Genomic DNA, 20,271 nt, shown 5'->3' on the forward strand with positions numbered 1-20,271 from the left:
CATCCGTGACCACGCAGGTGTACTACGACGACGTGCACCCCGGCGACGAGATTCCTCCGCTGCTCGTCACCGTCGACGTGACGCAGATGTTCTTCTTCAGCGCCGCCACCTATAACGGCCACCGGATTCACTACGACAAGGACTGGGCCACGACGGTGGAGGGGTACGACGACGTGCTGGTGCAGGGTCCACTGCAGTCGGCGCTGCTGGCCCGCGCGGTCACCGACTGGGTCGGTGGGCGCGGACGGCTCATCCAATACTCCGTGCAGAACCGGGCGGTGGCCTACCCCGGTGAGGAGCTGACGTTCTCCGGCGTGGTCACCGCCACCCGGATGGAGGACGGCGTCGGGCTGGTCGACGTCGATATCGCCGGACGCCGCGGCGACACCGTGCTGATGCCGGGGACCGCGACGGTCGCACTGCCGACCCGAACCCGGGTGCCCTGATGTCGCTGCGCGGCACCGCCGCGATCGTCGGCATCGCCGAACTGCCCGCCCAACGCAAGCAGACCCGCCCGGCGCTGTTCACCATCGATCAGTACGCCGCGCTCGCCGCGACGGCGATCGCCGACGCGGGCCTCGACGCGTCGGTGATCGACGGTCTGATCTGTCACGGCGTGGCGGAGTCCGAGATGTTCGCGCCCGCCACCCTGAGCGAGTACCTCGGCCTGCCGATCGACTTCGGCGAACGGGTCGATCTCGGCGGCGCGACGTCGGCGGGCATGGTGTGGCGGGCTGCGGTCGCGGTCGAAATGGGGCTCTGCAACGCGGTACTCGCGGTCGTGCCGGGTTCCACGACGCTGCCCAAGTCGCAGCGCCGACCTGCGACACCGCCTGCGTGGTACGGCGCGTCGAGCAACAGGTTCGGCTCACCCCAGGCCGAGTACGAGATCCCGTACGGCAACGTCGGACAGAACGCGCCCTACGCGCAGATCGCCCAGCGGTACGGCGCGCTGTACGGCTACGACCCGAGCGCGCTGGCCAAGATCGCCGTCGATCAGCGCACCAACGCGTGCGCCCATCCCGACGCGGTGTTCCACGGCAGGCCGCTGACCGTCGACGACGTCCTCGCCAGCCCGATGATCGCCGACCCCATCCACATGCTGGAGACCGTGATGCGCGTGCAGGGCGGCGCGGGCGTGTTGATCGCGAACGCCGACCTGGCGGCCCGGTCGCGGCATCGTCCGGTGCGGGTCAAGGGGTTCGGGGAGCACATCTCGTTCAAGACGCCCACCTACGCCGAGGATCTGATGGTCACCCCGGTCGCGAGGTCATCCGCGCGTGCGTTCGCGATGGCCGGCCTCACCCCGTCCGACGTCGACGTCGCATCCATCTACGACTGCTACACGATCACCGTCCTGATGAGCCTCGAGGACGCGGGCTTCTGCCCCAAGGGCGGGGGTGCCGCCTGGATCCACGATCGCGACCTGACCTTCGGCGGCGACTTCCCGCTCAACACCGCAGGCGGCCAGCTGTCCTTCGGGCAGGCCGGGATGGCCGGCGGCATGCACCACGTGGTCGACGCCGCCCGCCAGGTGATGGGGCGCGCCGCGGCGGCTCAGGTAACCGACTGCGATGTGGCGTTCGTGACCGGCACCGGCGGCATCATGAGCGAGCAAGTCGCACTGGTACTGGAGGGCGAGTGACATGACCTCTGAGACAGCCGAACCCATGCCACTGCCCGAGCCGACGCCGGTGTCCGCACCGTTCTGGCGGGCACTGCGGCAGCACCGCATCGAGATCCAGTACAGCCCGTCGTCGGAACGCTACGTGTTCTACCCGAGGACGCTCGCTCCCGGCACGCTTGCGGACGATCTGGAATGGCGCGAGATCGACGGCGCGGGAACGTTGTTCACCTACACCGTCGCCGAACGGCCGACGGGACCCCCGTGGGCCGGGGCGCTGCCCCAGTTGCTCGCGGTCGTCGAGTGGGACGTCGGCCCCCGCGTGAGCACCGAACTGGTCGAGGTGGCGCCCGACGACATCCGCATCGGAATGCGCGTCGCCCCCGTGTTCCACGACGTGCCGGGCGAAGACGTCACACTGTTGCGCTACCGGCCCGCCTGACTGTCACGTCTTGCGCTTCTTCTTCCGCTTGCGTTGCGCGCCCAGGCGATCCAGCTCGGCCAGCAGGGTGTCCGCGCGTGCGCACTCGTCGGCGTAGTACTGGGCCGACCAGTTCAGCACCGCGACGGGATACGCCCACTCTTCAACGGGTGCCGCGCCCTCGGCGTGATCGAGGGCCAGCACCCGCATGCGTTCCGACTGCGCGCGGTGCGCCAGCACCATCTCGCGTAGTTTGGCCGGATCCGCCGTGTGGCCCAACCACGTTCGCAGCATGATGCCGTGCTTGAGCACGGCGGGCTCCGGCTCCGCCTCCGTGGTCCATTCGGTCACCGCCCGCTCACCCTCTTCGGTGATGCGGTAGACCCGCTTCTCGCGCTCGCCCCGCTTGCGCTGCGGGCGCTTGTTCTCGTCCAACCGCGACTCGACGAGCCCCAGCGTCTCCAGCTTGTGCAGCTCGCCGTAGATCTGACTGAACGACGGTGCCCAGTAGAAGAACTTCAGACTCCAGTCCGCCCAGCGTTTCATGTCGAACCCGGACAGTTCCTGACCGAAGGACAGTAAGCCCAGCACCGCGTAGCTCGTCGGCCGCAGGCGCGTCTGCGGGTCCGCTCGATCGTCGGCCATGGCGACACACTAGAACAGCGGGGATTCGATGCCGGCAATACCGTGCGACCGCGTCTCTATTCCTGATAGAAACAGATCACCAGCCACGAGGAGCCCATGGACGACGGTGTAGCGGCGATGTTGCAGACGCTCAACGACGCCTTTCCGGCGGTCGAGCGGATGGCCGCGCAGGAGGCGCGCGCAGCGGTCGCCGCGCGCCGAATGCCCGTATCCAACCTCGACGACGCGACGGCCGAGGACCGGGTCGTCGACAACGCCGTCGGGCCCATCACCGTGCGCGTCTATCGGCCCCGCGGGATCGGCGGCACCGCTGCTCCCGGGGTGGTGTTCCTGCACGGCGGCGGTTTCGTGCTGTGCGACATCGACAGCCACGACGGCTTCTGCCGGAGGATGGCGGCGCGCACGTCCTCGGTCGTCGTCTCGGTCGGCTACCGGCTCGCACCCGAGCACCCGGCGCCGGCCGCTGCGGAGGACGCGCACGCTGCCTTCGACTGGGTCGTCCGCAACGCGGGCGAGCTCGGCGTGGACCCACAGCGCATCGCGGTCGCGGGGGACAGCGCCGGCGGCAACCTCGCTGCGGTGGCGTCGATACTGTGCCGGGAGCGGGGCACGGTCCCGCCGGTCGCCCAGATCCTGCTCTACCCGGTGATCGATCCGGCGTGCGACACCGTCAGTCACCGACGACGGGCCACCGGGTACTTCACCACCCACGCGGCGCTGCAATGGTATTGGCGTCAGTACCTCGGCGGCACGGAGCTGCCCGAGCCCGCCCACCTCGTCGCGCCGTGCCGCGCCGACACTCTCGCCGGACTGCCGCAGGCGATCGTCGTGACCGCCACGCTCGACCCGCTGCACGACGAGGGTGTGGCCTATGCGCGACGGCTGCGTTCTGATGGTGTGCCGGTCGTGCACCGCGACGTCCGCGGCCTCTTCCACGGCTTCCTCACCATGCTCGACTTTCCGCCCGCGATCACCGTCCGCGACCTGTTGTGGTCGGACATGCGTCGAGCGCTGTCGGCGCGGACTGCGGCGGTGGCGTCGTGACGGCGGCGATGCGGCACGACGTGATCGTCATCGGTGCGGGCTTCGCGGGCCTGTACGCGATGCATCGCGCCGTGACCGCAGGGCTGACCGTCCTCGGCATCGACGCCGCGGCCGGCGTCGGCGGAACCTGGTACTGGAACAGGTATCCGGGAGCGCGGTGCGACGTCGAAAGCGTCGACTACTCCTACTCGTTCGACGACGACCTCCAGCGGGAGTGGACCTGGACCGAGCGCTTCGCGGCGCAGCCCGAGATTCTGGCCTACCTCGAACACGTCGCCGACCGCTTCGACCTTCGCCGCCACTACGCGTTCGGCACCTCGGTCACCTCCGCCGCGTTCGACGCAGACTCGGGGACGTGGGAGGTGCACACCTCGACCGGCATGCGGCATCGGGCGGACTTCCTGCTGTGCGCCACCGGCTGTCTCTCCGCGGTCAACCGGCCTGCCCTGCCGGGTATCGAGGAGTTCGCGGGCGAGGTGTACTACACCGCCGCCTGGCCGGACGAGGCGCCGGACTTCACGGGGAAGCACGTCGGACTCGTCGGCACCGGTTCATCCGGCATCCAAGTGGCACCGCTGCTGGCCGACTCGGCGGCATCGCTGACCGTGTTCCAGCGGTCGCCGAATTACAGCGTGCCGATGCCGAATCGGCCGTGGACCGACGACGAGATCCGACGGCTCAAGGCCGGCTACGCGGAGCGCCGCCGCCGATCGGCCTACGCGCCGGCGGGCACCCCGCACACCAGTCAGACGAAGCCCGCCGCCGAAGTCGATCCCCATGAGCGCGCGGAAGCGTTGCGGCAGCGATGGTCTCAGGGTGGCGTGCTGTTCAGCAAGACCTTTCCCGACCAGCTGACCGATCTGGCCGCCAACGACGTCGCGCGGGAGTTCGCGGAGGCGCGCATCAGGGAACTGGTCGTCGATCCGGTGGTCGCCGAGGACCTGATCCCGGTGGACCATCCGATCGGCACTAAGCGCATCTGCACCGACACCGGGTACTACCAGACGTTCAATCGCGACCACGTGAGCTTGGTTAACCTGCGCCGCGAGCCGATCATCGGCGTCACCGCCGATTCGGTTCGCACGACGATTGCCGAGTATCCCTGCGATGCACTGGTGTTCGCGACCGGGTTCGACGCGATGACGGGGGCGCTCACCCGCATCGATCCCGTCGGCCCCGACGGCGACCGGCTCAGTCACCTGTGGGCGGACGGCCCCGTGACCTTCCTCGGGCTGATGATCCCCCACTTGCCGAACCTGTTCAGTCTCAGCGGGCCGGGCAGCCCGTCGGTGTTGGCCAACATGGTGTTGCACGCGGAGATTCAGGTCGACTGGGTGTTCGCGCTCATCGCCGCGGCGCGTGCCGAAGGGGCCACGCAGGTCGAGGCGCGCCCGGATGCCGCTGATGCGTGGACCCGGCACGTCGCGGAGGTCGCCGAGCACACGCTGTTCGTCCGCGCGGACTCGTCGTGGTACCTGGGCGCCAACATCGACGGCAAGAAGCGGGTGTTCATGCCCTACGTCGGCGGGTTCGGAACCTATCGCACCCACTGCGACGACGTGGCCGAGAACGACTACGCGGGTCTGGTGTTCACGTCGAGATGACTTCCTACGGCCTCGACGGCAAGGTCGTCCTCATCACCGGCGCGGCGCGCGGCCAGGGCGCAGCAGAAGCGAAGGTGATGGCGGAGTCGGGCGCCCGTGTCATCGCGTGCGACGTGCTCGACACGGATGGCGCCGCACTCGCCGACCGGCTCGGCGACACCGTCCGGTACCGCCACCTCGACGTCACCGAGTCGCGGAACTGGGCCGCTGTGGTCGACGAGGTGGTCGCCGAGCACGGTCGGATCGACGTCCTCATCAACAACGCCGGCGTCTACCGGCGAGCGCCGTTGGAAGACTGGACGGCTGAGCAGATCCGCACGATGTTCGACGTCAACCTCGTCGGGCCCATCCTCGGCATGCAGACCGTCAGCCCGGTCATGCCCGGCGGCGGAGTCATCGTGAACGTGGCCTCCACCGCCGCGATGCGCGGTTTCGGCGGAGCGCTGCCGTATGCGTCGTCCAAGTGGGGCCTTCGGGGTGCCAGCCGGTCGGCGGCCATCGAACTCGCACCGCGCATCCGGGTGAACTGCGTGGTACCCGGTGCGGTCGACACCCCGATGATCGACGCCGACGCCCTCGACCTCTCGCACCTTCCGATCCCACGTGCCGCTCAGCCGCAGGAGATCGCGCGGGTGGTCGCATTCCTCGCCGGTGACGCCGCCGGTTACTGCACCGGCGCGGAGTTCGTCGTCGACGGCGGTGCGACCGCATGACCACATCGACACAGAAGGAGGCGCCCGGTGCACGAGACCATTCAGCAGGTCCTGCGTGATCGCGTACACGACGACACCGTTGCCGTGCGGTACGACGACCAGACGTGGACCTGGCGCGAACACCTGGCCGAGGCCGCCGCGGAGGCGTCGGCGCTCATCGGGATGGCCGACCCCACAAGGCCGTTGCACGTCGGCGTGCTGCTGGGCAACACGCCGGCCATGCTGCGATCCATGGCGGCGGCGGCGCTGGGCGGCTACGTCCTGTGCGGCATCAACACCACCCGTCGCGGCGCGGGGCTGCTCGCCGACATCCGTCGCTCGGATTGCCAACTGCTGCTGGTCAATCCGGATCATCGAGCGCTGCTGGACGGGCTCGATCTCTCGGGCGTGACGGTGCTGGACGTGACATCGCCGGGCTATCTCCAGGCGGTGACGTCCGCGCAGGCGCTGGTGCCGCACCGCGAGGTGGTCGCCACCGACCCGCTGATGCTGATCTTCACCTCGGGCACCACCGGCAACCCCAAGGCTGTTCCGTTCGCGCACGTGATGGCGGTGCTCAGCGGAAGCAGTCTGGTGCTGCAACTCGACGTCACCCCGGACGACGTGTGCTACCTGTCGATGCCCCTGTTCCACTCAAACGGTGTGGCGGGCGGCTGGTCGGTCGCCGTCTGCAGCGGGGCGACGATGGTGCCCGCGAAGTTCTCCGCGTCGCGCTTCCTCGACGACGTCCGGCGCCACGGAGCGACCTACATGAACTACGTCGGCAAGCCGTTGGCGTTGGTGCTGGGCACACCGGAACAACAGGGCGACGCCGACAACCCGTTGCGTGTCGCGTTCGGCAACGAGGCCGCCGACCGCGACATCGACGAGTTCGCCCGCCGATTCGGTTGCCGCGTCATGGACGGATTCGGCTCGAGTGAGTTCGCGGTGATCGTCGTCCGCGAGGACGGCACCCCGCCGGGCTCGATCGGCAAGGGCTGGGACGGTGTCGCCGTCTACGACGCCGAGACCCTGACCGAGTGCGCCAGAGCGGAGTTCGACGAGACCGGTGCCCTCGCCAACTTCGACGACGCCGTCGGTGAACTGGTCAACACGACGGGCGGCGGCGCGTTCGGTGGCTACTACAACGATCCCGACGCGACCAACGAGCGCATGCGCCACGGCATGTACTGGTCGGGAGACCTCGCCTACCGCGACGCCGACGGCTGGATTTACCTGGCCGGCCGCACAAGCGACTGGATGCGCGTCGACGGCGAGAACCTCGCTGCGGCCCCGATCGAGCGCATCCTGCTGCGCCACGACAGCCTGAACCAGGCCGCCGTGTACGCGGTGCCCGATCCACAGGTGGGGGATCAGGTGATGGCGGCCCTCGTTCTCAACGCAGGGCAGACGCTGACACCCGCCGAGCTGACCGACTTCCTTACCGCACAACCGGACCTGTCCCCGAAGGCCTGGCCCACATACGTGCGCATCAACCGCGTGCTCCCGCAGACCGCGACCAATAAGGTGCTCAAGCGCACTCTGATCACCGAGGGGGTCTCGGGTGGTGACGGCGCCCTGTGGGCGCGCGAGGACCGCGGCACCACCTACGCGCCGGCGGTGCTGTCGGGGACCTCGTCGTGACGACGGTGGCGGGAGCGACGGTGGAGGAGATCCTCGACAGTCAGCGCACCGCCTTCGTCACGGACGGCATCCCCGACGCCGCCACCCGCATCGACCGAGTCCGTCGGCTTCAGGCGATGGTGCTCGATCACGCGGAGGAACTCGTCGCGGCGCTGGCGGAGGACTTCGGTACCAGGGCGCGCGAGGTGTCGATGCTCGCCGACGTCATCGGGTGCATGGGTGATCTGGAGTATCAGAAGAAGCATCTGCGGTCCTGGATGCGAACCCGCTCCCGCGGCCGACTGCTGAGCGGCTCCGGGCTGCGGCAACAGATCCGGCGCGACCCGCTCGGCGTGGTCGGGGTGATGGGTCCGTGGAACTTCCCGGTGCAACTGACGATGCTCCCCGCGGGAACGGCGCTGGCAGCGGGAAACCGGGTGATGGTGCGGCCATCCGAGATAACAGCAGTCACAACCGCATTGCTGGCCGATCTCGCCAAGCAGTACTTCCCGGTCGAAGAGCTCACGGTACTCACCGACGAACAGGCAGACGGGCCGACGTTCGCGGCGCAGCCGTTCGACCACCTGTTCTTCACCGGGTCGCCCACTGTCGGTGCGCGCGTCGCGCAGGCCGCGGGTGCCAATCTGGTACCGGTGACGCTGGAACTGGGCGGCAAGAATCCGGCGGTGGTGGATCGCAGCGCCGATCTGCCGAAGGCGGCTGCGCGGATCGCCGCGTCGCGGATGGTCAACGGCGGACAGGTGTGCATGTGCCCGGACTACGTGCTGGTGCAGGAGGAGGGTCTCGACACCTTCGTCGACGAGGTGATGAGCCAGTGGCGCAGTGCCTTTCCGCGGATCGTGGACAACGGTGACTACACCTCGGTCATCAGTGAACGTCATTTCGACCACGTCGTCGGCCTCGTCGACGACGCCGTCGCCCGCGGCGCCGAACGTAGACAGCACATCCCCCACGGTGAGACACTTCCGGACCGCGGGACCCGCAAGATCGCGCCCACCATCCTCACCGGCGTTCCGTCTGACGCCAGGGTGAACCGGGAGGAGATCTTCGGTCCGGTGCTCGTGATTCATCCGTACCAGACGCTGTCCGACGCCGTCGATTACGTGAACGCATCGCCGCATCCGCTCACCGTCTACTGGTACGGCGCCGACAACGACCGCTTCCACCGACTGCAGGACGCCACCCGCTCCGGGTCGGTCAACGCCAACGACTTCACGCTCAACTTCATCGGCAGTGAGCTGCCTTTCGGCGGAGTGGGACGCAGCGGTACCGGGGCCTACCGGGGACGCGCCGGCTTCGACACCTTCACCCACGCCCGCGGGGTGGCCTTCTCCCGGTGGCCGGTCAGCCTGGCCCGAATGATGGCGCCGCCCTTCGGTCGTCGGGACGGCCGACTGGTGGACCTCCAGCTGACCGCGTTCCGCCGACGCCTGCGACGCAGTGGAGGCGCCCGGTGAGGACCAGAGGTGCTCTGCTGCGGGGCGTCGGTCGGCCGTGGTCAGTCGAAGACGTCGAGATCGGCGAGCCGCTGACGGGCGAGGTGGCGGTGAAGTTGGAGGCGGCAGGCCTGTGCCGTTCCGATCATCATCTGCTGACGGGCTGCCTGCCGTCGGCCGGCTTCCCCGTACTCGGCGGTCACGAGGGCGCGGGGACCATCACCGCCGTCGGTCCGGGCGTCGAAAGGGTCTCCGTTGGAGACCACGTCGTGCTGACGCCCGGTGGGTCCGGGAACGCTTACCCGCCGCCGCTCGGCACCTTCGCACCGTTCGCGGTGGTGAACGAGAGGTCGGTGGTCACCGTCGATTCGACCGTTCCGTCGACGGTCGCGTGTCTGCTCGGGTGTGCAGTGCTCACCGGACACGGCGCGGCGACCCGGTCAGCGGGGGTGCGGCCGGGTGACGACGTCGCCGTGATCGGTCTCGGTGGCGTCGGCATGTCGGCGGTGCAGGGCGCGGCCCGCGCCGGAGCACGGCACGTCTTCGCGATCGATCCCGTCGAGTGGAAACGCGACAGAGCGCTGACCTTCGGTGCGACCCACGTGTACCCGGACACGCAGTCGGCGATGGTGGGCATGGCCGATGTCACGCAGGGGTTGATGGCGACCAAGGTGGTCGTGGCCGTCGGGCACGTCGACGGCAAGGACGTCGACACCTGGTTGATACTGACAGCCAAAGGAGGTGCGTGCGTGCTGGCCGCTCTGGGTGACGCGACCGCCACCGACGTGACCGCCAACCTGGCGATCAACATCCTGTTGCAGAAGCGACTGCAGGGCAGCCTGCTGGGTGGCGGTGATCCGCACCACGACATCCCGCTGCTCGCGTCGATGTACCTGGCGGGCAAACTCGATCTCGACGGCATGGTGACGCGGGAGTACCGGCTGGACGAGATCAACGACGGATTTCGGGACATGTTGGAAGGCAAACTCATTCGTGGCGTGATTCGGTACGGTGAGCAGGATTGGGTGACTCGGTGAGTGCCCCCGACGAGCATCGAGTGACATGCCCGCTGTGCGAGGCGATGTGCGGTCTCCGCGTGACGGTCGAGCAGGGTCGGGTCGCCGGTATCCGCGGCAATCCCGACGATGCGTGGTCGCAAGGTCACCTCTGCCCGAAGGGCACCACGCTCGGTCACCTGCACGACGATCCGGACCGCCTGCGGGTGCCGTTGGTGCGAACGGCGAACGGAACGTTCCGGGAGGTCAGCTGGACGGAGGCCTACGAGGAAGTCGAACGGGTGCTGCGCCCGGTGCTCGACCAGCACGGCGCAGGGGCGATGACGGTGTACGTCGGAAATCCGGTGGCCCACAACCTCGGACTCGCCTCGTACATCGGTGCGCTCGTCGGAATGGCCGGTGCCGCGGGGATGCAGGCGTACTACTCACCGGGCACCGTCGATCAGTGGCCACTGAACGTGGTGAGCACCCTGGTGTTCGGCGGAATGTGGAACGCGCCGATTCCCGACCTGGATCGAACCGATCACCTCGTCATCCTCGGCGCCAATCCGGCGGTCTCCCAGGGCTCCATGCTGTCGGCTCCGGACGTGACGGGTCGCTTGACCGCGATCACGCGGCGGGGCGGCAGGGTGGTGGTGGTCGATCCGCGGCGCACCGAGACCGCGGCGCGCGCGTCGGAGTGGGTGCCGATCCGGCCGGGAACGGACGCCCTGTTGCTGTTCGCGCTGCTGCGGACGCTGGCCGAGGAGGGGTTGGTCTCGCGCCCAGCGCACTTGGACGGCAGGGTTCTGGGCCTCGACGAGGCGATCGCCCTCGCGGAGCCCTTCAGCCCGGAACGGGTCAGCGCGGCGACCGGAATCGACGCCGCAACGATCCGCAGGCTCGCCATCGACCTCGCGTCGGCAGGGAATCCCGTGCTGTACAGCCGAATCGGCGTGTGCACCCAGGAGTTCGGCACCCTGGCGACCTGGTTGGTGTTCGTCGTCAACGTCGCGCTCGGCGCCGTCGACCGACTGGGCGGCGCGCTGTTCCCGAAACCCGCCGTGTCGTCCCCGATGTTCATGAAGCCCCCGGACCAGACCGGAGCGGGATGGGAGTTCGGACGATTCCGCAGCCGCGTCAGCGGAGCACCGGAAGTCCTCAGCCAGTTCCCGCTCGGCTGCCTCGCCGAGGAGATCGACACGCCGGGAGAGGGCCGGATCAGTGCGCTGATCTCGGTGGCGGGAAACCCCGTCATCTCCGCCCCCGGAGCGCGGCGACTGGACGAGGCGCTGCCGCAACTGGACGCGATGATCTGCATCGACAACTGGCTCAACGAGACGACCCGGCACGCCCACGTCATCCTGCCCGGACTGTCACCGCTGGAGCGGGCGCACGCCGACGATCTGTACTGGATGTACGCGATCGCGTCGTGCATCAAGTGGTCCGAGCCGCTGTTCGCGAGCGCGTCCGACCGGCCAGGTGAATGGGAACTGCTGCTGCGCATCGCCGGTGCGGCGCTGGGAACACCGGTTCCCGACGTCGACGTGACGGCCATGGACGACCTCTACGTGCAGGGCCTGCTCGCCACCGTGTGCGCGACCGAGGGAACGCCGCTCACCGGCCGCGACGCGGGCGCCGCTTTCACCGCCCTCGCCGGTCGCGGGCCCGAGCGCCTGGTGGACCTCGGAATCCGGTTGGGTCCGTGGGGTGACGACTTGGGCTCTCGCCCAGGGGGATTGACGCTAGAGGAGGTCAGACGGCACCCGGACGGTCTCCGGCTGGCCGACCTGGAGGAGGGGCGGCTGACCGATGCCGTATCGACGCCGTCGGGGTGCATCGAGTTGATCCACCCGCACATCGTGTCCGACATTCCACGGCTCGCCGCGCGGATGGAGCGGGAGTCGCAGCCGCTTCTCCTCACCAGCAGACGGCAGCTTCGCTCGAACAACTCCTGGATGCACAACGTGCCCACACTCATGCGGGGCAGGGACCGCTGCACGCTGCTCGTCCATCCCGCCGACGCCGGTGCGCTGGGTCTGGCCGACGCGGAGATGGCCACCGTCGAGACGGACGCCGGCTCGGTCGACGTGCTGGTGAAGATCACCGCCGAGATGATGCCGGGGGTGGTCTCCCTGCCGCACGGCTGGGGACACGGCCTGCCGGGAACGCGGCTCGGGGTGGCCAACGCGCATCCGGGGATCAACTCCAATCTGCTCAATCCCGTGAATGTCCTTGACGTGCCGAGCAATACGCACGTCGTCAACGGGGTCCCGTGCCGCATTCGGCCCGGCGTCACGCGCTGATACTCACCCGCCCCGCAATGAACCCGCCGTAACCTCTCACGTGGGCGTCACGTATTGCAGCAGTTCATTCCCGGTTCTCGCGTGCAACCGGCGTTTGCTAGATACATTTCTACGGTGATGCCGCGGCGATCGAAGCGCGACCGGGCCGTCGGTGCCCGCGGGTCGTCCGTGCTGGCGCGGGATGCGTTGATGAGCCGAACGGCCGGTACTCTGTTCCTCTTCGGCGGAGCGGTGAACATCGTCGTGCTGGTCGGGGACTCGCCCGGATCGTTCGCCGCCGGTGTGGCTCTCGCCGCAGCGTCGGCCGCGACCGGGCTGTGGCTCGTCCTGCGTCGAGGGCGGCTCTCGCCGTTGTTGCTGCACGGGCTACTCGTGTTCGCGACGCTCCTGATCGCCGCTGAGGCGATCGTCGCAACCGATCCGTTCGCGGCCATCCTGCTGGCGACGCTATCCGTGTTCGTCGCCGTCGCAGCGTTCTTCTTCGCCTGGCCCCAACTCGCCGGCCACGTGGGTTTCGTCGCGATCTGCATGATCACGGCCATGGCGGCGCATCCCGCCGTTCCGTGGCAGACCGGTGCGGCGATCGCCTCGTTCGTCGCCGCACTGACCGTGATCAACAAGTTGTTCCTGGACATGGCCGTCGAAGCCGAATTCGACGCACTCACCGGTCTGCCGAACCGGCGGGGGTTCGACCGTCACCTCGCATCGTGGCTCGCCCGCGCGCAGGCGGTTGACGGCACGGCCCTCATCCTGGTCAGCGCGGTGACTCCGGCCGACCGTGGCGTGTCGATCGATGCCGATGCCACGCTCATCGCGGTGCTCGACTCCTGGCGTCCCTTTCTCAACAGCGGAGAGAGGTTGGGTAGACGCGATGCGGACCAGATAGCGATTTTCCAGCCGGGGACGACCGGCCGCCAGGCGCACGCGCTCGTCGATCGGTTGCGCGGGGTCACAACGGCCGACTGCGCAGCAGGTCTGACAACGGTGCGTGAGGGAGACTCGGCCGCCCGGTTGATCGCTCGAGCCGAAGCGGCACTGTTGCGCGCGAAACTGGCGGGCAACGGTCGTACCGTCGCGGACGTAGCCGACGTCGATTCCGACGCGAGCCTGCTGAGGCGCGCGTTGGCGGACGGCGTTCTGGAGATCGGGTACCAGCCCATCGTCGCGAACGTGCCGGGCCATCCGCTGGTTGCGATCGAGGCGCTGCTCCGTTGGCCCGACGCGGTCCGACCGGCGCTGTCGCCGACGGAGACGGTGCACGTCGCCGAGCGGAGCGGTGTGGCTGCTGCGCTGGACGTTTACGTCCTCAGCAGGGCGTGTCGCGACGCGGGAGCGATCCAGCGCATGCTCGATGCCGAGTTGATGCTGAATGTGAACCTGTCGGCGATCAGTCTGGTGGACGGCGACCTCGTCGCGAGGATCGACTCGACGCTGTCCGACACCGACTGGCCTGCAGAGCAACTCACGATCGAGATCACCGAGGAGATGTTGGATCTCAGGGGCGGAGCCGTCGTGGAGACGCTGCGTCGGTTGCGAACTCGGGGTGTTCGGATCGCGGTCGATGATTTCGGCACGGGTTACTCGTCGCTGAGCAGACTGCAGGCTCTCCCTGTCGACATGCTCAAGCTGGACAAGTCCATCACGGATTCCGTTCGACCGTCGAGTGACGAGACTCCGGCACTGCTGCGGGCGGTCGCGGCGATGGCGAGGGCGCTAGCGCTGCCCGTCACCGTGGAGGGGGTGGAAACCCGCCGGCAGATGCACGTGCTCGCCGATGTCGGATTCGAACGGGCACAGGGATTTCTCTTCGGGTGCGCCAAAGGGGTCGACGCCTACGGTTCGAACGAGCGCTGGTGGGATCCGGACGACGAACCCGCCGACGCCCAACAGGGTTGACGGCCGGTAAATTCGTCCGCCGCCGCGCGCGTGATTGCCGTGTGCGACACATCACTCGAAGCGCGAGTGCGGTTTCCCGCGAACCCAGCGTCCACCTGATGTCACATCGGTACGCGTCAGAAAGCAGGACACATCATGAGCGCGAAGCGCAGCCGATGACCAGCCGGCACCGACACCCGTCTACCGAACTCACTCTTCGAGAAAGCAGGACCATGATCACCGAATCGACCTCCGACCGCACCCCGACCCGTCGATCGGGCGGCTTCATCAGCACGTTGTCGCTGATCGTCGCTATCGTTCTCCTCACGGCCCTGGTCGTGTTCGTACTGCAGAACACCGTGCACACGACGATCAACTTCCTTGCGTGGAACTTCGATCTGGCACAGGGTGTTTCGTTGCTCGGCGCAGCGGTTGTCGGTGCCGTGATCGCTCTGATCGTCAGCGCGGCAATCCGCTTGCGGCGAGCGGTTCGCTGACATCTGCGGACCCGTTCGCCCGACGACGTTGTCGCGTCGTCGGGCGAACCGCGCTCAGATGGCCGGGGTGGTGGGCTGAAGCACCGCAGTCGCGACCGCCTCGGCCCGCAGGTGCTCGAACGCCTGATAGTCGGGGTCGTTGACCATGTCGACGAAGTGCCGCCGACTGGGGTAGCTCACCAGGGCCACCATGTCCCAGTCGCCCCCGTCCGCTGCGACGAGCGACGCGTGTCCGGTTCCGCCGTAGACGATGGTCACCCCGTACCGTTCGTTGACCCCCGAACTGGAGAAGCGCTCGATGTACTGCATGTACTTCGAGTCGCCGCCCGGCGCGAACCTCATCAGATTAAGCATCACCACCGGTCCGGTCGGGTCGGCGGCGACGAAACGCTCGAGGTCGGAGGGATCGAGGAAGGACATGGGACGTTCCTTTCGTGGATACTTGCTGTACGTCACGCAACATAGCGGGACGCAACGACAATTCCCCCTCGAAGGACAATGACCGCCATGACCAACCCGCAGCCGGTGCGCCGCACCCAGGTCGAACGCCGAGCGGAGACGCGGCGCCGAGTACTCGACGCCGCGACCGATCTGGTCGCCGCGCACGGGTCGCGCGCGGTTTCCCTGGCCGCCGTCGGCGAGGCTGCCGGTTACAGCCGCGGCATCGTCAACCACCACTTCGGCAGTAAGGCGCGACTGCTCGAAGAACTCATCAAATACACGCAGCAGTTCGACGTGCCGACCGATTCGCCGACCGGGTTGGGTCGACTGACCCAGTTCATCGAGGCCTACCTGGGTGGGATGCACCGGCGGTCGCCGCGCTCGGAGGCGTTCCTGAAGTTGTGGTCCGAGTCGAGCGGGGCGGGCCCGTCACTGGCCCCGTTGTTCGCCGAGCGCGACGCGTCGTTTCGGGATTTCGTCGCGCAGCACATCCGAGACGGGATAGCCGACGGATCGATCGCGCCGAGGGTGGACGCGAATTCGACAGCGGTGTGGATCATCGGGTTGTTGCGGGGCACCGCGATGATGGCGTTCTCAACGGCCCGCGACGTCTCGGCTGCGGAACTGTCCAAGGGGGTTACGCGAACTGTGGGGCGCGGTCTGGCGACGCCCGATCACTAGAGCGCTGGCACCTCGAGCGCCGCGATGATCGCGGCGTAGGCGAGTTCGGCTGCCGTCTGCCATGTTTCGCCGGCATCGATGACGAGTGCGGCGGTGAAGTGCGGGCTCAGGTGTGCGGTGACGGTGCCGGTGAAGGATTTCGGTGGTCTGCCTCGATGGCCCGCGGCCGCCCAGGCTGTGCGGGCTATGTCGCTCATGGCGTCGCGGAACTCGCGGCGACGCCGGTGCTCGACGTCGGCGAGGTCGGTCGGCAGGTCGGATCGTGAGGCGAGTTCGAAGAAGCCGGGGCCGATAACCGCGTTCATCCGGTGCGCGGCTTGGCACGTCTCGCGCAGCCAGCCGTCAAGGTCGCCGTCATAATCCGGCAACCGGTGGCGGTAATCGTCCATGCCCGTCGCGAAGGCGGCCGCGAGCAGTTTCTCACGACTGGTGAAGTGACGGAACAAGGTGCGGCGGCTGACGCCGGTGGCTTCGGCCAACTGATCCATCGTGGCGTCGAGCCCGTTGGCCATGACGAAGCGCCTGGCCGCCTTCAGCATGTGGTCGATGCCTGCTTGGCGTTTCGCCTCGGTGACCGGATTCAGCATCTGCTCCACCACAAGATCAGACTAGCGGTTGACACTCATGAGTGCCATTCATGACACTCATGAGTGTCATGCGACGGGCGCGTGGCCGAGGAGGTGTCGACGATGGCCGGTGAGCGTGCGCAGACGGCGTCGATCACGGACGACGACGAGACGATCGCGCTCGCCCTGGAGGATCTTTCGGTGTCGGCACTGATCGCCTCGGTGGTCCAGATCACCGGTGACGCGTCATACCTCCGGGGTCCGATCCGCCCTCGCCAGTTCGTTCAGAACGAGTTTCAGGGCACGCTCGACGCCGACGAGCAGGCTCAACTCCGCCGCGACGCGCTCAAGGCGATCTGCGGGTGGCGTGATGCGGGAAGTCCGCCGCCACAACCGCTGAGCACGGACGTCGTGCGCGAGGCGATGGACTGGATCGCGTGTGAGCACATACCGGACGACTACGCCGCCATGTACGTCGAGGAGATGGATCTCGACCGCTCGAATCCCCGTGCCATTCCGCCGCTACGCAGATCGGTTGACGGTGAACGGTTCTCGGTTCTGATCATCGGGCTGGGCGAGTCCGGGCTGCTCGCGGGTATCCGCCTCAAGGAAGCGGGGATTCCGTTCGAGATCGTGGAGAAGAACGCCGACGTCGGCGGGACGTGGCTGGAGAACAGCTATCCCGGCTGCCGGGTCGACGTCGCCAGCCACTACTACTCGTACTCGTTCGAGCCCAACGATCACTTCACTCAGTACTACACCCAGCAGCCCGAGCTGTACCGGTACCTCCGCGACATCATGGAGCGCCACGGCATCGGTGAGTCCGTCTCGTGGCAGCAGGAGGTCCAGCGCGCGCAGTGGGATGAGGACGCCGGGCTGTGGCGTGTCACGACGCGCGGCGCGGACGGCGCGATTCGGACGCGCTCGGCGAACGCGGTGATCTCCGGTGTCGGCATCCTCAGCCGCCCCTACATCCCCGATCTGCCGAACCTGGATCGGTTCGCCGGGCCGGTGTTTCACGCCGCGCAGTGGGACCACTCGGTGGACCTGAAGGGTAAGCGCGTCGCGCTGATCGGGGCCGGGGCCAGCGGTTTTCAGATCGGCCCGGCGATCGTCGACGATGTCGCGGCGCTGACGGTGTTCCAGCGCACCCCGCAGTGGATGGCCCCGAATCCGCGCTACCGGGCGTCGCTGAAGGAGGGGGAGCGGTGGGCGATGAGGAACCTGCCGGGGTACTCGCGCTGGTTCCGTTTCATGCTGATGTTCCAGTCCAGCGACAAACTGCTGGAGATGGTGCGCGCCGACCCCGAGTGGCACGACTTCCCCCGCACCGCGAACGCCCAGAGTGCAGCGCGCCGAGAGCTTTTCGCTACGTGGATCGAGAGTCAACTCGGAGACGACGCGGAGTTGATCGCGAAGGTCACCCCGAGCTATCCGCCGATGGCCAAGCGGATGCTGCAGGACGACGGAAGTTGGTTGCGCTGCCTCAAGCGTCCACACGTGCAACTCGTCACCGACGGGATCACCGACATCGGGGAGTCGGCGGTGAGTACGGCAGACAGACGTTTCGAGGCCGATGTCATCGTGTTGGCCACCGGATTCCGGGCCAGCGAGGTGTTGTGGCCCATGGAGATCGTCGGCCGCGGGGGAGTGTCCATCGCCGACGTGTGGGACGGCAAGCCGGCCGCCTACAACGGGGTGTCGGTAGCCGGATTCCCCAACTTCTTCATCATGTCGGGCCCCGGCACCGGGCTCGCCCACGCCGGCAGCGTGATCGCCATGTCCGAATGCGAAATGCGTTACATCGGAGAGGCGTTGCGCACGTTGATCGAGGGCGGCCACCGCTCGATCGAGCCCACCGCGGCCGCCTACGAGCGCTACCGCGACGACCTGCTCGCCGAAGTCGCGACCTTGATGTGGGGACACCCCTCGATAGAGCACTCCTGGTACAAGGCCGCCGACGGAAACGTGTACGTACTGTGCCCGTGGCGACTGGTGGACTACTGGCAGATGACCAGGAGCGTCGCGCTGGACGACCACGTGCTGTGGTGACGTCGTTCGAGCGAAGTAGTCGGGCGCTTCACGTCGGATCGGTGGCCAGCGCCGAGGTGATTCCCACCGCGTGCCGCAGCTGCGCGAGGAACTGGTCGGCGTCGTCGCTTCGGACGATGTAATGCGAGATCGCCACCCGGACGGCAGCGGCCGCCTTCACGGCGCCGTTCGGTCCGGGTAACAAGCGCTGCAGGCTTTCGCGCATGGGCGGCATCGCCTTCGAGAGCTGTTCCAGCGAGATCTCGGGTTCGACGTCCACAACCCGCACACCCGAGTAGGACTGCTGATAGGTGACTATGAACTGCAGTGCGGCGTCGAGCTTTTCGGCTCCTCGAAGGCCGGCTGTCACGTTGCTGATGCCGGTGCTGAACAGCGTGCGCTCGTGCTCTGTGACCGCACTGAGAAGCTCCTCCTTGGATGCGAACCACCGGTAGAGCGTGGGACGTGACAGTCCCGCCTCCATCGCAACTTCCGAGAGGCTCAGTTTGGAGCCGCTACGGCTGAGCACTTCCGCGGTGGCTGCCAGGATGCGATCCCTGGTCGAGGTGTCGGTGTTGGTCGACATGGCAGGTCACAGGGACTTCTGCAGCACCGCAACGGTTTCGAGGTCCTCGAACGCGTCGACGGCTCGGCGCAGGCCCTCGTAGGCGATCTGCTCCGACTGCATGCCGCCCAACCCGGCTGTGGTCAGCGATGCGAGGAACGGCTGAACGGCCGACTGCCGGTACCGGTCCCACAGCTCGTCCCCGTCGAGATCGGGACCCCCTTCGGCTGCGAGCGCCCGGCGGTAGACGTCGAGCAGGTCACGCTGATTCGCGCGGCGCTCCTCCGTGGTCATGCCGGTCACCAGGCTGTAGGCGAGATCGCGCGTCGGGTGACCGCGCTTGACCACCTGCCAGTCGAGCAGGCCGGCCCTTCCGTCGCGGAAGAAGACGTTTCCGGGATGGGAGTCACCGTGCAGGACGGTGTGGGGGCCGTCGTCGATGAGTCGCACGGCCGCCGGGTAGTTCTCGATGACGAACCGGCCGGTCTCGATCGGGATGTCGGTCTTGTCCGCGAGACGCTTCGCCGAGAGCCGCATGAGCGGTCGGGAGATCGGGAGACTGCGCTCATCGGAGGTGGCGGTCAGCCACCCCAGTGGTCCGGTCCCTCGCGCGGCGGGCAGGCGACCCCAGAAGGTGCCGTGCACGTGGGCGAGCAGTTCGACGAGTTGGGCTGCGCCGTCCCTGTCGATGGGGCGCAGCGTGTCGTAGAAGTCGCACGAGTCGTTCGCCATGTCCTCGAGCACGATCACGAACCGTCCGGTGAGCGGGTCGAACGCCGAGCCGAACGCGGTGGGAACCCCGGAGAGCTCCGGCGCCAGTTGACTGTAGAAGCGTGCTTCGTTCTCGCCGAGATTCGCGAGCTCCCCGAGCATTCGGATAGCCGAGGACTCCGCGGACATCTTCACGAACACGGAGTCGGGGACGTCGTCACCGGTGAGGGCGAGCCGGGCACGCGACGACGTCCCCGCCGAGCCGTCCAGGACCGTCACCGACGTCACGGCGCGGCCCATGACCTTCGAGAGTGCCGCCGCGTCGAGGTCGCCCACGCGTCTCGGGAACGCCCGACGGGCGCCGGTCACGGTATCGGTCGCCAACCGCCGGAAGCCACGGCCCAGATGTGCGGCCAAGCCGAGGAACGGCGTCACGTCCGGCGACATGTCCACCTCCCTCGGTCGGGACGGCCCCGAATCGCATCAGCATTAC

General features: G+C 67.9%; 19 protein-coding genes. 14 read left to right on the forward strand and 5 right to left on the reverse strand.

Translation table 11 applies throughout. The annotated features are described in order from the left end of the window. The first annotated feature begins 5 nt into the window (after positions 1-5). The 3 genes from NM203_RS15790 to NM203_RS15800 are packed head-to-tail and all read left to right on the forward strand — an operon-like array spanning position 6 to position 2,066. On the forward strand, positions 6-446 hold the full coding sequence (locus NM203_RS15790) for a hotdog family protein (protein WP_255060963.1): 441 nt from the start codon (positions 6-8) through the stop codon (positions 444-446). After that, on the forward strand, positions 443-1,645 hold the full coding sequence (locus NM203_RS15795; protein ID WP_255061231.1) for a thiolase family protein: 1,203 nt from the start codon (positions 443-445) through the stop codon (positions 1,643-1,645). Before NM203_RS15790 ends, NM203_RS15795 begins: the two co-directional genes overlap by 4 nt. Before the next feature lies 1 nt (position 1,646). Continuing rightward, positions 1,647-2,066 (forward strand): Zn-ribbon domain-containing OB-fold protein, encoded by a 420-nt coding sequence (locus NM203_RS15800; protein ID WP_255060964.1) that lies wholly within the window; start codon positions 1,647-1,649, stop codon positions 2,064-2,066. A 3-nt stretch (positions 2,067-2,069) separates the two neighbouring features. Here NM203_RS15800 and NM203_RS15805 read toward each other — a convergent pair whose 3' ends face one another. Then, on the reverse strand, positions 2,070-2,690 hold the full coding sequence (locus NM203_RS15805) for a PadR family transcriptional regulator (protein ID WP_255060965.1): 621 nt from the start codon (positions 2,688-2,690) through the stop codon (positions 2,070-2,072). Between the two features lie 96 nt (positions 2,691-2,786). Between NM203_RS15805 and NM203_RS15810 the strand changes: the two genes are divergently transcribed. The 9 genes from NM203_RS15810 (at position 2,787) to NM203_RS15850 (ending at position 14,783) form a co-directional block, all read left to right on the forward strand. Further along, positions 2,787-3,734 (forward strand): alpha/beta hydrolase, encoded by a 948-nt coding sequence (locus tag NM203_RS15810; protein WP_255060966.1) that lies wholly within the window; start codon positions 2,787-2,789, stop codon positions 3,732-3,734. A gap of 8 nt (positions 3,735-3,742) precedes the next feature. After that, a complete protein-coding gene (locus tag NM203_RS15815; RefSeq protein ID WP_255061232.1) occupies positions 3,743-5,338 on the forward strand; it encodes a flavin-containing monooxygenase in 1,596 nt (531 codons plus the stop codon). Continuing rightward, positions 5,335-6,051: an SDR family NAD(P)-dependent oxidoreductase gene (locus NM203_RS15820; RefSeq protein WP_255060967.1), complete on the forward strand. Its 717-nt coding sequence runs from the start codon at positions 5,335-5,337 to the stop codon at positions 6,049-6,051. The genes NM203_RS15815 and NM203_RS15820 overlap by 4 nt, the downstream gene beginning before the upstream one ends. A gap of 27 nt (positions 6,052-6,078) precedes the next feature. After that, positions 6,079-7,674 (forward strand): fatty-acid--CoA ligase FadD1, encoded by a 1,596-nt coding sequence (gene fadD1 / locus NM203_RS15825; protein WP_255060968.1) that lies wholly within the window; start codon positions 6,079-6,081, stop codon positions 7,672-7,674. After that, positions 7,671-9,131 (forward strand): aldehyde dehydrogenase family protein, encoded by a 1,461-nt coding sequence (locus NM203_RS15830; RefSeq protein ID WP_255060969.1) that lies wholly within the window; start codon positions 7,671-7,673, stop codon positions 9,129-9,131. Before fadD1 ends, NM203_RS15830 begins: the two co-directional genes overlap by 4 nt. Continuing rightward, positions 9,128-10,147 carry an alcohol dehydrogenase catalytic domain-containing protein gene (locus NM203_RS15835; RefSeq protein ID WP_255060970.1) on the forward strand — a complete coding sequence of 340 codons (1,020 nt, stop codon included), beginning with the start codon at positions 9,128-9,130 and terminating at the stop codon, positions 10,145-10,147. Before NM203_RS15830 ends, NM203_RS15835 begins: the two co-directional genes overlap by 4 nt. Then, positions 10,144-12,411, forward strand: a complete 2,268-nt coding sequence (locus NM203_RS15840; RefSeq protein WP_255060971.1) for a molybdopterin-dependent oxidoreductase — start codon at positions 10,144-10,146, stop codon at positions 12,409-12,411. The genes NM203_RS15835 and NM203_RS15840 overlap by 4 nt, the downstream gene beginning before the upstream one ends. 54 nt (positions 12,412-12,465) lie before the next feature. Then, positions 12,466-14,307, forward strand: a complete 1,842-nt coding sequence (locus NM203_RS15845; protein ID WP_255060972.1) for a GGDEF domain-containing phosphodiesterase — start codon at positions 12,466-12,468, stop codon at positions 14,305-14,307. 212 nt (positions 14,308-14,519) lie between these two features. Next, positions 14,520-14,783 carry a LapA family protein gene (locus NM203_RS15850; RefSeq protein ID WP_255060973.1) on the forward strand — a complete coding sequence of 88 codons (264 nt, stop codon included), beginning with the start codon at positions 14,520-14,522 and terminating at the stop codon, positions 14,781-14,783. 54 nt (positions 14,784-14,837) lie between these two features. Here NM203_RS15850 and NM203_RS15855 read toward each other — a convergent pair whose 3' ends face one another. Continuing rightward, positions 14,838-15,203: a DUF1330 domain-containing protein gene (locus tag NM203_RS15855; RefSeq protein ID WP_255060974.1), complete on the reverse strand. Its 366-nt coding sequence runs from the start codon at positions 15,201-15,203 to the stop codon at positions 14,838-14,840. An 87-nt stretch (positions 15,204-15,290) separates the two neighbouring features. Between NM203_RS15855 and NM203_RS15860 the strand changes: the two genes are divergently transcribed. Continuing rightward, positions 15,291-15,905 carry a TetR/AcrR family transcriptional regulator gene (locus tag NM203_RS15860; protein ID WP_255060975.1) on the forward strand — a complete coding sequence of 205 codons (615 nt, stop codon included), beginning with the start codon at positions 15,291-15,293 and terminating at the stop codon, positions 15,903-15,905. On the opposite strand, the gene NM203_RS15865 is transcribed toward NM203_RS15860, so the two are convergent. After that, on the reverse strand, positions 15,902-16,504 hold the full coding sequence (locus NM203_RS15865) for a TetR/AcrR family transcriptional regulator (protein WP_255060976.1): 603 nt from the start codon (positions 16,502-16,504) through the stop codon (positions 15,902-15,904). The genes NM203_RS15860 and NM203_RS15865 overlap by 4 nt on opposite strands. A 90-nt stretch (positions 16,505-16,594) precedes the next feature. Here NM203_RS15865 and NM203_RS15870 point away from each other — a divergent pair, with 90 nt between their 5' ends. Continuing rightward, positions 16,595-18,523, forward strand: a complete 1,929-nt coding sequence (locus tag NM203_RS15870) for a flavin-containing monooxygenase (RefSeq protein WP_255060977.1) — start codon at positions 16,595-16,597, stop codon at positions 18,521-18,523. 28 nt (positions 18,524-18,551) lie between these two features. On the opposite strand, the gene NM203_RS15875 is transcribed toward NM203_RS15870, so the two are convergent. Together NM203_RS15875 and NM203_RS15880 are read right to left on the reverse strand one after the other, a co-directional pair. Then, positions 18,552-19,088: a TetR/AcrR family transcriptional regulator gene (locus NM203_RS15875; RefSeq protein ID WP_255060978.1), complete on the reverse strand. Its 537-nt coding sequence runs from the start codon at positions 19,086-19,088 to the stop codon at positions 18,552-18,554. Positions 19,089-19,094: 6 nt separating this feature from the next. Continuing rightward, entirely contained in the window at positions 19,095-20,225 is a 1,131-nt protein-coding gene (locus tag NM203_RS15880; RefSeq protein WP_255060979.1) for a phosphotransferase, read from the reverse strand. Between the last annotated feature and the right edge of the window lie 46 nt (positions 20,226-20,271).

Origin of the sequence: Mycolicibacterium arenosum, assembly GCF_024320865.1 — a bacterium.
GTDB classification, from domain to species: Bacteria; Actinomycetota; Actinomycetes; order Mycobacteriales; family Mycobacteriaceae; genus Mycobacterium; species Mycobacterium arenosum.